The organism is Arcticibacter sp. MXS-1, from assembly GCF_041902385.1.
Lineage (GTDB): Bacteria > Bacteroidota > Bacteroidia > Sphingobacteriales > Sphingobacteriaceae > Arcticibacter.
The window spans coordinates 896,687-910,514 of the sequence record NZ_CP169244.1 but is presented as its reverse complement, the minus strand read 5'-3'; the positions used below and the strand labels follow the sequence as shown (position 1 = coordinate 910,514).

The 13,828-nt window shown below is 48.5% G+C and carries 10 protein-coding genes and 1 tRNA gene; 2 read left to right on the top strand and 9 right to left on the bottom strand.

Annotated elements, in window-relative coordinates:
* Nucleotides 1–17 precede the first annotated feature (17 nt).
* The 8 genes from ACES2C_RS03780 to serS form a co-directional block, all read right to left on the bottom strand.
* A complete protein-coding gene (locus ACES2C_RS03780) occupies nucleotides 18–1,145 on the bottom strand; it encodes an aspartyl protease family protein (RefSeq protein ID WP_374165675.1) in 1,128 nt (375 codons plus the stop codon).
* A 180-nt stretch (nucleotides 1,146–1,325) separates the two neighbouring features.
* A complete protein-coding gene (locus tag ACES2C_RS03775; RefSeq protein WP_374165674.1) occupies nucleotides 1,326–2,156 on the bottom strand; it encodes a hypothetical protein in 831 nt (276 codons plus the stop codon).
* 32 nt (nucleotides 2,157–2,188) lie between these two features.
* On the bottom strand, nucleotides 2,189–3,931 hold the full coding sequence (locus ACES2C_RS03770; protein ID WP_374165673.1) for a RagB/SusD family nutrient uptake outer membrane protein: 1,743 nt from the start codon (nucleotides 3,929–3,931) through the stop codon (nucleotides 2,189–2,191).
* A 10-nt stretch (nucleotides 3,932–3,941) separates the two neighbouring features.
* The gene (locus ACES2C_RS03765) at nucleotides 3,942–7,178 is read right to left on the bottom strand and encodes a SusC/RagA family TonB-linked outer membrane protein (protein ID WP_374165672.1); all 3,237 of its coding nucleotides are present in this window, start codon (nucleotides 7,176–7,178) and stop codon (nucleotides 3,942–3,944) included.
* 495 nt (nucleotides 7,179–7,673) lie between these two features.
* Entirely contained in the window at nucleotides 7,674–8,339 is a 666-nt protein-coding gene (locus ACES2C_RS03760; RefSeq protein WP_374165671.1) for a hypothetical protein, read from the bottom strand.
* Between the two features lie 24 nt (nucleotides 8,340–8,363).
* Nucleotides 8,364–8,588 (bottom strand): helix-turn-helix domain-containing protein, encoded by a 225-nt coding sequence (locus ACES2C_RS03755; protein ID WP_374165670.1) that lies wholly within the window; start codon nucleotides 8,586–8,588, stop codon nucleotides 8,364–8,366.
* 151 nt (nucleotides 8,589–8,739) lie between these two features.
* A tRNA-Pro gene (locus tag ACES2C_RS03750) sits at nucleotides 8,740–8,816 on the bottom strand.
* A 113-nt stretch (nucleotides 8,817–8,929) separates the two neighbouring features.
* A complete protein-coding gene (serS, locus tag ACES2C_RS03745; protein ID WP_374165669.1) occupies nucleotides 8,930–10,201 on the bottom strand; it encodes a serine--tRNA ligase in 1,272 nt (423 codons plus the stop codon).
* A 122-nt stretch (nucleotides 10,202–10,323) separates the two neighbouring features.
* Here serS and rsmI point away from each other — a divergent pair, with 122 nt between their 5' ends.
* Together rsmI and lnt are read left to right on the top strand one after the other, a co-directional pair.
* Entirely contained in the window at nucleotides 10,324–11,013 is a 690-nt protein-coding gene (gene rsmI / locus ACES2C_RS03740; protein WP_374165668.1) for a 16S rRNA (cytidine(1402)-2'-O)-methyltransferase, read from the top strand.
* A gap of 107 nt (nucleotides 11,014–11,120) precedes the next feature.
* Nucleotides 11,121–12,758 carry an apolipoprotein N-acyltransferase gene (gene lnt / locus ACES2C_RS03735; protein WP_374166902.1) on the top strand — a complete coding sequence of 546 codons (1,638 nt, stop codon included), beginning with the start codon at nucleotides 11,121–11,123 and terminating at the stop codon, nucleotides 12,756–12,758.
* A 298-nt stretch (nucleotides 12,759–13,056) separates the two neighbouring features.
* Here the strand turns inward: lnt and ACES2C_RS03730 are convergent, their stop codons facing one another.
* On the bottom strand, nucleotides 13,057–13,524 hold the full coding sequence (locus tag ACES2C_RS03730) for an Rrf2 family transcriptional regulator (protein ID WP_374165667.1): 468 nt from the start codon (nucleotides 13,522–13,524) through the stop codon (nucleotides 13,057–13,059).
* Between the last annotated feature and the right edge of the window lie 304 nt (nucleotides 13,525–13,828).

Genomic DNA, 13,828 nt, shown 5'->3' with positions numbered 1-13,828 from the left:
TTGTTCTGTCAGGCTTGTTAGGGGTTAGAGAAGCTGATGTACATTTCCTTAAAATTGATCGTCATCTCAGCAAAGTTTTGGATAAAGTCCTGTCCGAGGTTGCCATAGAAAAAGTCGTGTCTCTTGTTTGAAGTTGTAAGTATATTTACCTGCTTGAGAAGGGCAGATGACGTGCCTGTTGAGAGTCTGATCTCAGGCATGGTGTAAACGGCCGAAGAAACAACGCCTCCTGCACCTCCCCGGTTCACTGTTCTTAATTGGCCAAGTTCTTTTACCTCCCTGGCATGCTTATCGAGATACGACTTGTAGAGCTCCGTTTTTTTCGCGCCTGTATCAAAGGTAAAAGTGAGCGTGTCATTATCTGCAACGAGCGAAATAACGGGCGTAAGGCCATCCAGGGCGAGGTTCTGCGAGCCAGTTTCCTTTCGGGTTTGAGGAATTGTGAGGGAGCCGTTTTGAGCGATCCGTATTTCGCCCAGCTGATTAAATACCGGGAATCCGATAATGCCTTCTATTTTGTAGCTGATAGAAGGAAAGGCCAGCTTATCATCCGGAAGAACGAGGAAGACGACATTCTCTATCTCTGCTTTCCCGATTTTTACTTTTTGGGCCACTGCCACGGCGGACTTTGAACGAAGTGCGGTAATGCTGCCGAGGTCGAATTCGGCATCCAGTATTCTAAGTCCCATTTTTTCAGCCATGCTCCGGGTAATTGTTGAAAGGTTGGCACCCGTATCAAATACAAAGTCGATGGTCTCGTTTCCAATGGTTACGGGGGCCCTCATCAAGCCTGCTTTATCCCGTTTCCATTTAATCAGCGACTCTCCTTCATGTTCAGTCTTCTGAGCGGGCGTGCCCGACAAAGCCCTCCAGATCGCGCCGGAGTTTTTTGCTTCTGCCTGCGTGGCGCTGTCAAGTTGTGCCTGGTGTGCTGATAGAAGCAGCTTGTTGACGTCTGCAGCTTTCCCGTACTGATAGGTTTTGACGTAGTTATCCTCCTGTAACTGCAAGAGCCTCGCTTTTACGGAATCAGGAATGTCGGGGCGAGATTTAAGAAGCTCTCCGGTCGTTTTAATGGAGCTCTGGCAGTCGTTAAAAGCGTTCTCGATATGCGCCCTGAAGTACAGGCGATCCTGATCGGACAACGAAGAGGTACGCTGTTTTAGTTCCTTCCGTAGCCTGAAATAGTCCTTGTGCTCTAATAGTGCGGTTAGGTAGGCTCTGCTGTCGGTCTGTGCCGGAGCCGGACGAGGTGAGAGGCCGGACTTTTATCAAGCCGGCCTCTTTTCGCTGTTTTTGAGCACTATGTTAGTCTGTTGCTGAGGTTATTTCTTGGGGACGAAGACGAAGTACCAGAAGTTGTCCTTATTATTGAACTCGCGCGCCGCCAGTACCATCTTGTCGGGCGTCAGGCTAATAATATTATATTCCGGCCATGGCTGTAAATTACCATTAAAGTCATATCCGCACGGGATGTTAGCGCCAGAAAGTCGGAGTGCGCTGAGGCCCCGTTCTGCGTTGTTCGCCTTATTAGACTCCAGGTCTAGCTTGATAGTTCCTGCGCTCACCTGTTGATCGGCAGTAGTTTTTTTGATTTTCAAGCCCTTAAGTGTGAAGGTCATGGTAGCGCCAAGTCCGTCCGCTGGAAGTTTTTTCCCCTTACATTGCTCGGTGACATCTGCTGGATTGAGTACCCACCATTCCGGCCCCGTTCCCGTATTGCCTCCGTTGCCAAAACACTTTTCTTCCTGCCAGGTCCATGTTTTCTGATTGGAGCCGCAGAGATACTCGTACTCCGGTGGAACGGGGAACGACTTTTCTTCAACCGTTACCTGAAAATCTTTGGTAAAGGTACTCCCGTCCTGATTTCTTCCGGTCACGGTTATAGACTGGTTGCCGGTGGCAAACATGGTGATAACAGCATGACTGCCGGTATAGTTGATAACACTGTCAGTCCATTTAACCGATACTGCGCTCTTCGTGTCGCAGACGAACCTGTTCGACTTTTTTCCGTTTACGATAACCTGATTGATTGTCGACTGGAAGTCTCCAACGTTTACTGCAGTTGGCGCCGGACCTTCTTCTATTAGTGGATCGCAGCCTGCGACAATCCCGATTGTGAGGAAGGTCAATACTGCAAGAATTAGCTTTTTCATAATCTTGATTCTCCTTTTTCAATCAATAGTGTTTATCTTCCTGTTTCTTTCCATCCGGTATAATTAGCAGAGGCATCCCAGCCAGGATTTTGTTCGAGAACCCCGTTCGACAGGGCGATCTGGCTCTCAGGTATTTTAAAGAAGCCTCCTGTTGTCTTGTATCGTTCTACATAGCCCGGTCCCTGTTGGCCATTCTTGTCGGGTTTTGCTGCATGATAAGTGGGCTGATTGATTTGCTTTGCCAGGGCCTGTTCTGCGATGCGCCAGCGGCGGATGTCATTCCATCGTATGCCTTCAAAGCAGAGCTCCCAACGGCGCTCTCTCCTCAAGGCTTCGTCAGAATAGGCAACAGGACCAAGGCCAACACGAGCTCTCACCCTGTTCATCCCAGCAGCATCTTTCTTCAGTTCGGATTGCATAAGCAATACGTCGGCAAACCTGATGAGCACAAGGTCATGGATGTTACCTAGCTGATAATTGTCTTCCGTGAAGCCGGGATACATTTCATATTCAAAGGTTGACCGATAACCTGCGCCTGCGGAGGACTTGCAACTGATGGGCGCGGTTTTCTTTGCGTAGTAGTCGGTTTCCTGCACAAAGTCAGACCATCCGCCTTTCTTATATTTAGGCAGCTCTTCGGGAATAACACAAATAGATGCCCTTCTTCTGGGGTCGGTTGGCTCTGCTGCCGACCAGTCGTCCCACAAATTGGGCGCCACAGGTCCTGCGCCCCATCCCTGACCAAAGGGAAAACTGTTGTCAAGGTCTTGCCCTCCGCGTATGCCAAAATGCAGTGCATATTGATTAGCATACCCGATTGTGCTGGTTTCGTCCCAGGAGGCAAAGCGGTTAAATTTAATGGCAAACATAGACTCCGGATTAATCCCGTTGTCGTCTTCTACCCATTTTAGGTTCTGTCCTTTGGTGTAGGTATAGTCGTTTACGGTTAAGCGGTTAGTGTAAGCCCACAAGTTGCGATAGTCAGACGTTACCAATCGATAGCCAGAATTGTTTACACAATCGTCAATCCATGCAATTACATCAGCGCGACTTATTGTACCGCCCTCGGGTAAGGTAACGCTCTCTTTCTGGTAATAGCCCGTGTAAAAAAGGAAGGCCCTTGCCATCAGAGCTTCTGCACACCATTTATCGGCATGCCCTTCCCCAACCCATCCGCTCTTGGCGGGCTTGGCAGGCATTAATTCGATCGCCGTTTTAAGATCCTGCATGATCTGCCCCCATTCTTCATCAGCAGAGGCTTTTGGAAGATTAACCGGATCGGTCTTAATCACCAGAGGAACATTGCCGAAGAGAGAAGCGAGTTCATAGTAATAGAGTGCCCTTAAAAAATAAGCTTCCCCCTTCATCTGTTTTTTCTGGTCCTCGCTTTCGTAGCCCTTGCAATTATCAAGAGTTGCAATTGCGGAATTTGCGCGGAAGATCCCCTGATAGCGATCTGCCCAGAACTGTGCAAGCATACTCTGATTGTAGTTCATCAGCAAATCTTCCGCCTGCATGACAAAGTCATTGTCTCCGCCGCCGCCTAGCCGGTCGTCTGATGCCAGCTCGGAAATATAGAAGAATGAGAATTGAGGGTTGGCTGTGGCAATGCTGAGGTTGTTATATATACCAGTGAGCACCTGCTGGGCATCCCTGAGAGATGCAGGGTAGTTGCCTGTATTTGCTTTGGTATAATTTTCAGTGTCCAGGAATTTTTCGCAACTGCTAAAAGAGAGCGCTGCTGCCGCTATGATTGCATATGTTAGCTTTTTCATTTTTCTTTCTTTAAAATTTCACACTAACTCCCATTAAATAAGTCCGCGGGCTCGGGTAATATCCTATATCGATCCCAGAGGCCCATCCGTAATTGTTGTCCTGGGAGCTGGTGCCTATTTCAGGATCCATACCGGGATACTTCGTTATCGTAAATAGATTTTGTGCAGTGAGGAACACGCGGAACTGACTAAAAGGTAGTTTGCGGACTAATCTCTTGAAGTCGTACCCGAGTGTGATGTTCTGCATCTTCACATAGTCGGCGTTGTCGATGTAGATATCAGATATTTCTATCCAATTGGTCTTGTTTCCAGCAGTCAGGCGGGGATACCGGTTAGAGGTTCCTTCCCCATGCCAGTAGCCGAAAACCTCGGTTGTGTAATTATCTCTGTAACTGTCACCGAATTTTCGGTAAGAGCGGGCAATCTGCTGACCGAAGGCACCAACGGCGGTTGCAGTAAGGTCGAAGCCCTTATAGCCCAGATTGAAGCTTAGTCCGGCACGGTAATCCGGATGCGGACTGCCGATTTCAGTCTTGTCGGCCGTTGTGATCACTCCGTCATGGTTATTGTCGACAAATATCAGATCGCCTGGTTGCGGGTTAGTTTGTAGTGTTGGGTTCTTAGCTGCTACCCACTCATCAATTTCTGCCTGGTTTTGAAATACACCGGCTGTTTTATATCCCCAGAAGTAGCCAATTGGTTTTCCGACTTCAACCCTGAAGAAATCCGAAGTTCCCTGGGATAGCACATGCTCAGGACCGCGGATGATCCCTTCGGTATTTGCAATGCGGGTCACTTCATTCTTGTTCTTACTTACATTCAGGTTGATGCCATAAGTGAAGTCTGTTCCAGCACGATCGTTCCATCCTAAAGCCAGTTCAAAGCCCCGGTTTTCAACATCGCCTCCGTTGATAAACGGCGCCCCTGTTCCATAAGAAGTCAACACCGGAGCCAGGACCAGCCAGTCTTTTGTTCTTTTCTTATACCAGTCGAATGCTAAGTTCATTCTGGACTTTATAAAACGGGCGTCTAAACCCAGATTTGATTGCTCAGATGTTTCCCATTTGATCTCTTTGTTTGGCAAGATATCCGGATAACTTCCGGTTTGCAGGTTATTCTTGTCATTGAAGGAGTAATTTGATTTGCCTCCAAAGGCGATGGTGGCCAGATACTGGAAGTTAGGGATATTGCAGTTACCGTTTTGTCCCCAGCTTCCCCTCAGCTTCAGGAAGTCCATCCAGTCTTTTACACCTTCCATGAAGTGTTCATTCGTTACTACCCATCCAAGTGACGCCGAAGGGAAGTATCCCCAGCGGTTGCCTCTAGGGAAATTAGAAGAAGCATCAGCGCGTAAAATGAAAGTGGCAAGGTATTTTTCTTTATAGTTGTAGTTCATACGACCAAAGAAAGAGCTAAGCGCCTGCCGGTCCCATGGAGAACCAGTAATTTGCCTTTGGTCGCGCACTGTCTCGCCGTTAGAGTTCCAGGCGTGGTCCCAGTCGTTCCATAACAAAGAATACTTCGTTGCCCCTACGGACTCGCCAAGCCCTGACTTTTGAATTGACTGTCCCAACAGCAGATCTACCTGGTGACTTCCGGCAATGTTCAGGTTGTAAGTCAGCGTGTTTTCTAAGGTATAGCCCCAGCCCATTCCTGCGTTCTGTTGCACCGAATTAACATCATTTCTTCCACCTGCTACGTCAGCCAGCGCATAAGTGGGTGTGAACTGCCGATATGAATTTGCACTAAACTGATATCCGAACTGGGATTTAAATACCAGGTTCCTAACAGGCTCCACTTGTACATAGCCCGTCATATTCAGCATATGGTTTTTGGAGAGGTTGAGTCCTCTCTGGTACTCCATCAGCCCGATGGGGTTCCCGAAGTTTTTATCGTAGTTGTCAAGTCCGACGGCCAGCTTATCGGCCATGTTAAAGTACTGACCGTCCCTGTTGTAAACCGGCATAATCGGATAGCCCCTCAGCATGTTCGATATATCATTCCAGTACTGGGTACCGATTGAGATCCCATTACGGGTGTTGTAATTGTAATACATTCGCTCACCTATCGTGATGATATTCCTCGAGTTCTTCTTGTATACGATATGATCTGAGTTTAAGCGGACGGTGGTACGCCCAAATTTAGACTGCACCGGCTTGCCGAAAATTCCCTCCTGGGAAGTGTGACTGACGCCAAAAGAAAACTTTGATACGTCGTTGCCTCCTACCATATTGAAGGTATGGTTCTGAATAGGCGCGTCTTCGTTTCGAATAGCATCGAGCCAGTTTGTTCCCTTCCAGGTGCCGTTTTGTACTGCATTGTACAGACTGTCGCCCATAACCGCCGGCCAGTTGGTTAATGCGATGTCTTCATTGAACTGTACCAGATTGATCACGTCCATGTACTGTTTGGCATTGAGGGGCTGCGGCATTTTATAGACGTTCTGTACGCCCGCAAAACCGTCATAGCTCAATTGGATCTTGCCTGATTTTCCCTGGCGGGTTGTAACCAGGATTACTCCGTTTGCCGCCCGTGAACCATAAATGGCCGCCGAGGCTGCATCCTTTAAAACGTCTACCGATTCAATATCGGCCGGGTTGAGATTGTTAATATCGCCTCCCGGAACTCCATCGATAACATAAAGAGGAGCCGAGTAACCAATGGTACCCAGCCCGCGGATGTTGACTTTAAAGCCTTCGCCGGGCTGCCCGGACGTCTGGGTGATATTCACTCCGGGGCTCTGACTCTGGAGGGCGGTAAGAGGGCTTGTGGTGCTGAGTTTTTGCAGATTCTCGCCGCTCACCTGCACGGTAGCTCCGGTAACGAGCTTTTTCTTTTGTACACCGTAGCCGATAACCACCACCTCATTCAGCTGGTCGGCGGCCGGCTGCATAGAAATCTGAAGTTCGTTACTTGCCCCAACGGTGACCTGTTGGGGTTTGTATCCCAGGTATGAAAACACCAGAACGGAGTTATTACCGGGCACCCGGATGGAGAATTTTCCGGTCGCGTCAGTCGAGATACCAGTCGACGTGCCTTTTAAAATTACGCTTACCCCAATCAGCGGTTCCTTGGTTTCAGCATCGCGAACAGTCCCTTTGATAATCCGGTCCTGCCTGCCGGCTGCAAATCCATAGGAATCTGTAAATGCAGCCGAAGCCGGGGTTGCGGAAAACAGCATGCTCAGGAAGGAAAAGAGCATAGCGGTCCTCCAAAGTTTAGAATGTAAAACTTCTCTACTTCTCATAATTGGTTTTTTAAATATGATTGATCTTTTTTTATCTGGGTTTGAGCCAGAACTAATGGATATTTATCAAGTCAGGGTAGAGGGTAAATGTCAGCTATTCCATAATCGATGTTTTTTTGTTAGTTTTAATTAGTTAAATAATTGGTTCGGGTGCTTATTTAGTTCAAAGATAGTTTTGCGGCAGGATCAGGTACTAATAGTTTTTTATCTCATTCTTGGCATTTTTGGAACGTCATTATGTTGCCGTGCTCGGGCGAACATGTTGTTTAGCTGTTGAGCGCCAAGGCGCAGCGGCAGAGTATATTCCCGCGGGCATGGTCCTCATACAAGAAGGGGTTAGCCAAGAGGTATATCACAGCGTGGTTTTTGAAGAAATTTGATACGGTATTACTGCAGGGAAGGGCTAAACGGTGGTATAAGTCAAATGCAAACTACAGCGAGATAATGATCTGGCAAAAAAAGAGGTCGAAATAATGAGCAACGCTGCCTCTCGGATCATTTTGCGTGATCCGAAACCTCCAGACCGGGGCTGCGATGCCGGTGTTGCTTTGGAATGCGAAAACGGCCTGTACATTTTTTCAGCCCTGAATCAGAGTGCACGGTTAAATCAAAGGATCCTTCCAGGAAGCTCTGGTCATCTCTGACTACCGTTACGTTGCTGAGCTGCGGATCTATTCTGTATTCTTTTGCTTCCTCTGTGTAATCAGACACAGTGCCGGCACTATCTTTTCCCTGATGTGCGGAGGACGTGCCGGTGTTTCCGGAAATGCCGAAGAAACAAACTTCTCCTTGTCGCACTACTTCCATATATCGGTAGACTCCTGTAGAAACTCCGGGTTTGCTGGCCGTTATGGTTATTCCAATCGGAGGGTGATGAATACCATAGAGGGTCCGCAGTTGTAGCCAAGATACTTTTTGGTGCTCTGTCTGGCGACCAGAAATGACGGTTTCTACCCTGGTGTGTGCACGTGCATATATAAGCAGATTCGCTACAGACCGGTCCTGTCGGTCTCTCGTGACGCAGGTCTTTTCTTTAAACTGAATAGTGAGCAGGGCCTGACCGGCAAAGTCCTCGTGTTCGGTATTCTCATTTTCTTTCTTGCGGACGATAAGGGCTAAAAGATTCAGGACGGCGGAGTAGATAGACTTTACTTTATTCATTCTTGGAATAATAAGGGCAGGTCGTCATATATCTGAGAAAAAGGTAATAATGGGAACATCGAGGGTTTTTGAAATCACATATAGCTGATGAACGCTGGTATTGATCACTCCACGTTCGATCCTGCAGAGCTGGGAATAGTCGAGACCCGCTTCCAGGGCCAGCTTTTCAAGCGATATGTGTTTTTCTTTCCTGCAGGTTCGTATGTTATGACCGATCTTCCTGATCACTTCTTGTTTCTGAAGAGGCATGGTGCCAAAAGTATAACTAACTTAAATTTTAAATTATAGCAGATATGCCCTGTCGTTTCTGACTGGAACAGTGGAGATATAGCGTCTTATGTCTTTTAGAGGCAATTGTTTTGACTGGAAAAGGTCCAGTTCTTTACCACCTTATCGGTTCTGGTCGGGGTGACAGGATTCGAACCTGCGGCCTCGTCGTCCCGAACGACGCGCGCTACCGGGCTGCGCTACACCCCGAAAATGTTTTGGTCTTTCAATGTAAATGTGTGTGGCAAATTTAACTATTGCGGGATATAAAGCAAAAAAGGACGATAAATACCGTCCTTTTTTTATCAGAATATTTTCGAAAACTAGTCAATCCACTCAAACCTGGTATACGGCACCAGGGCTGCGGGGATGCGGATCCCTTTCTCGGTCTGGTTGTTTTCCAGCAGGGAGGCCACAATGCGTGGCAGAGCCAGCGCGCTTCCATTGAGGGTATGAGCCAGCTGTGCTTTGCCTTCTTTTCCCTTGAAGCGGAGCTTCAGCCTGTTGCTCTGGAAGGTCTCGAAGTTGGATACAGAAGACACTTCAAGCCAGCGTGCCTGAGCAGCACACCATACTTCCATATCGTACGTCAGGGCAGAGGTGAAGCCCATGTCGCCACCGCACAAGCGTAATACGCGGTAAGGCAGCTCAAGCTTTTGCAGGAGCGACTGAACATGTGCGCTCATCTCTTCCAGGGTCTGGTACGAATTGTCAGGATGCGTCACCTGCACAATCTCTACTTTATCAAACTGATGAAGTCTGTTCAGGCCTCTCACGTGCGCACCGTACGAGCCGGCCTCGCGGCGGAAGCAGGGAGTATACGCGCAGTTTTTAACGGGCAGCTCGTCTTCTTTCAGGATGACATCGCGGTAGAGGTTCGTAATGGGCACTTCGGCAGTCGGAATAAGATACAGGTTGTCTACACCCACGTGATACATCTGTCCTTCTTTGTCGGGCAGCTGCCCGGTACCGAAACCGGAAGCCTCGTTTACCACGATGGGTGGCTGCATTTCCCGGTAACCTGCCTGCTCGGCATCGTCAAGGAAGAAGTTGATCAGTGCGCGCTGCAGTTTCGCCCCCTTGCCTTTGTAGACGGGAAAGCCGGCACCTGTGATCTTATTGCCCAGCTCGAAGTCAATGATATCGTATTTCGCCGCCAGCTCCCAGTGGGGAAGGGCGTTATCTGACAGGGAGGGCTTTGCTCCATTTTCAAGTACCACTTCGTTATCCTCTGCAGATACACCTGCCGGTACAGATGAATGAGGCAGATTGGGCAATAAGACGATTTTGCTCTGCATGTCTTCTTCCAGACTTGCCAGCTTTTCTCCCAGTTCCTTTACCTTTTCCTTGAGGGCCGGCGTCTTTGCTTTCAGCTCTTCTGCCTGTGCTTTTTGTCCCTGACGCATTAATTCGCCAATCTGCTTAGCTGCTGAATTGGCCTCTGCTGAAGTGGAATCTAGTTGCGATTGTGTCTGACGGCGTTCTTCATCTAATGCAATGATTTCGTCCACCAGCTCAGGCTGTTTAAAATTCCTAACAGACAATCGTTCCAAAACCTTTTCACGGTTTTCACGGATATAACTAACTTGCAGCATTGTTGTAATTTTTCGACAAAGATAACAGATGAGTTTTAAGTTTTACGTAATAAGTAGCAAGTGTTTGCCCTGCTTCGGATTGCCGGGCTTGGAACTCCAACTCACAACTTACAACTTGTACAATGAGTAAACTATATCTGGTGCCTACGCCAATTGGCAACCTCGAAGATATCACCTATAGGGCCGTGAGGATATTAAAGGAAGCGGATGTGATCCTGGCAGAAGACACACGGACCAGCGCACCTCTGCTGAAACACTTTGGTATCGAGAAGAGGGTCTATGCCCATCATCAGCATAATGAACACAAGGCCAGCGCAGAGATCGTGAGGTTCCTCAAAGAGGGACAAATGGTCGCGCTCATCTCTGATGCCGGAACGCCTGCCGTGTCAGACCCCGGCTTTTTCCTGGTCCGTGAGGTACTTAAGGCGGGACTGGCGGTGGAGTGCCTCCCCGGTGCTACTGCTTTTGTTCCGGCTTTGGTCAACTCGGGACTTCCTACCGACCGGTTTTGTTTTGATGGCTTCCTCCCTGTAAAGAAGGGGCGGCAAACAAGGCTCCGGGAGCTGCTGGCGGAAGAGCGTACGATGATCTTTTACGAGTCACCTCATCGCCTGCTCAAAACGCTTACTGAGTTTGCCTCAGTGTTCGGCGAAGAACGGCCTGCCTCCGTGTCCAGAGAGCTGACCAAAGTATTTGAGGAGACCGTAAGAGGATCTTTGCTGGAAATCAGAACTTATTTTGAAACGCATACCCTAAAGGGGGAGTTCGTGATATGTGTTGCCGGGAAGGGCAAAGAACGTATCGAAGACTAAGCGAATGACCCGGCCTTGCTGCCAGAAGTTAATTGCAGTCATGACCGAAAAGCCCGTAATTTTGCAGCAGGGAAAACTCAGTCAGGATTATCCATATTTTATCTCGCATAAGTGAAAAAAATTATTTACTAGGTATTCTAAGTGCATTTTTACTATGGCTGGCATGGCCGCCCATGCGCTTCACGGCTCCTCTTCTGCTGGTAGCTTTCGTGCCGCTTTTCAGGGCTGTTGAAGATGTGATACAATCCGACCGCGACAAGAAGGGACGAAAGATCTTTCTGCTGGCCGGCATGTCATTCTTCATCTGGAATACTTCCTGCATTTACTGGGTGTTCAATTCTCTTAGTGCAGTGAACCCTGTATGGGTGGCAGCGCTCATTTCGCTGGTTCCGTTTGGCCTGGCGGCTGTGCTGATGACGCTTGCTTTCTGGCTTTATTATCGAGTCAGGAGGGTCACCTCTTCCAGATCGCTCAGTTATGGCGCTCTGATCTGCTTCTGGATTGCATATGAATATCTGCACCAAAGCTGGGATCTTGCTTTTCCGTGGATGACGCTGGGCAATGGCTTTGCTCAAAGTCATAGCCTTATCCAGTGGTACGAGTATACTGGCGTGTATGGCGGCTCCTTATGGATCCTGGTAGCTAATATCCTCGCGTTCGAAGTCACATCGCAAAATGAGAATAGTCCTCAGGGGTACAGCAGAAAGAAAAAGCTCCTTTTGTCGCTCAGTGCCTGGGTGCTTTTGCCCATTGGCATCTCCCTACTCATTTACAGCAGGTACGAAGAAAAGCCTAACCCGGCTAACGTGGTAGTGGTACAGCCTAACGTAGATCCGTATGTAAAGTGGGCAGCAGTGCCTCCCGCGGTTCAGGTGCAGCAGCTTATTCATTTATCGGACTCGCTGGGGCAGCCCAATACGGAGTACTTTATCTGGCCTGAAACTTCGATCCCCACCAAAATTAATGAGGACGAGGTTCGTATGGACGCTAATTTTCTTACAGTTCAGGCCTTCCTCAACAAGTACAAGAATGGGAATGTGCTGACGGGAATTGAAAGTTATCTGCTCTATGATTCGGCGAAATCACCTACGGCAGCTTATATCGAGAGCATGGGCAAGTATAGTGACGTTTTCAATGCCGCCATCAACATTGAAAACTCAGCCAAGGTTCAGTTCTATCACAAGTCCAAGCTCGTCCCAGGCGTAGAACAGATGCCTTTTGCCAGCGCACTTTCTTTCCTGAAGCCTGTCTTTGCAGCATTCGGGGGCTCCTCGGGAGGTTTCGGGTACCAGGATAAACCCTCGGTCTTTTATGCGCAAAGTGGAATGGGGGTAGCCCCGGTAATTTGTTACGAGTCAATATGGGGAGGATATGTGGCTCAGTACGTGGCACAGGGCGCCCAGTTTATCGCGGTGATCACCAACGACGGCTGGTGGGGGAATACTTCGGGCAAGGATCAGCATATGGAGTACGCCAAGCTCCGGGCGATTGAAACCCGCAGATGGGTGGCCCGGTCGGCTAATACGGGGATTTCCTGCTTCATCAACCAGCGGGGAGATGTTACAAAGCAAACGCAATGGTGGCATGCTACTGCATTGAAGGAAGATATCAATCTGAATGAAGAACTGACATTTTATGTGAAACATGGCGATTATATCGCTGTCTTTGCTTCCTTCCTGGCCGCAGTGTTCTTCGTCTTTCTTATTGTGAGGCAAGTGTCAGCCGGAAGAGAGCGGGCGGCGTAGAAACAGCTTTTTACGGGCGTCGGGGGTGTCCCGCTATTTAAAAACGGCCAGGCCCTGAAGCCCGACCGCTTGCTTAACCCTCATCACCCAACCTAAGTTCTTTGTTGGAGGTAAAGGACATTCAGGTTGCTTGCATTCTCATTTGTGAAGGCAATTCATGAATGATTTCCGCCAAAAATACCTCGGCATAATCAAGGGTATTAATAAACAAGCGATGAATGGCCTTTGTTTCAGGCTTTTGGCTGTCGGGATCAAAAAAAGGGAACGGGAAATAAATGCAGAACAGAGCGAGTTGCTCTTATTCTAAAAACTGCTGAGTCTCCCCCTCTGAAAGCTTTGTCTTGATAGAGTCTTCCCGAAGGATCATATCCGCCAGACTGGTTTCTGCCAGGATCTTCAGCGTAGCGTCTCTCACATCTTTCATTACATCGCGAATGCCGCAATAGAGTTCGCTCGTGCATTCCTCGCAGCGCTCGTAGAAGTTCAGACTAACGCAGGGAAGTAAAGCGATGGGACCGTCGATGATCCTGATGATAGCTGCCAGCTTAATGTCTTCGGCTTTCTTCATCAAATAGTAGCCACCACCTGCACCCTTCTTACTTCCCAAAAATCCATTTCGCTTTAGCTCCAATAATATAGCCTCAAGAAATTTCTTGGGGAGCTGCTCCTTTGCCGCGATTTCGGAAATAAGCATAGGCTTGTTTTCCTTATTTCTGGCAAGTGCCATCAGTGCTTTTACCGCGTATTTTGTCTTTTTAGTAAGCAAGGCCGTACAAATATGATCACAAATATAGTGTTTTTGTAAAATGGAACGTTAGCAGGCGAGGGAATATTGCCCCCCTTGTTCCAGGTTGTATACAGGTTTGTACCAGTTATCCCCTAAGCTCTGTACTACTGGTTCTTGAGTTCTGCATGAGTTCCCCTGAACCTGACCCGAGCGTGAGGTGAGCCCGACATGAGTCCGTCTTTTTTTAGGAAAAGTCGGCCTCAGGTCGGGGTCTGGTCGGGCTTACTATGGGCTCACCAGATCCCATAGGCGACGCAAGGACTTCGCTTTAGCTCACAAGTGT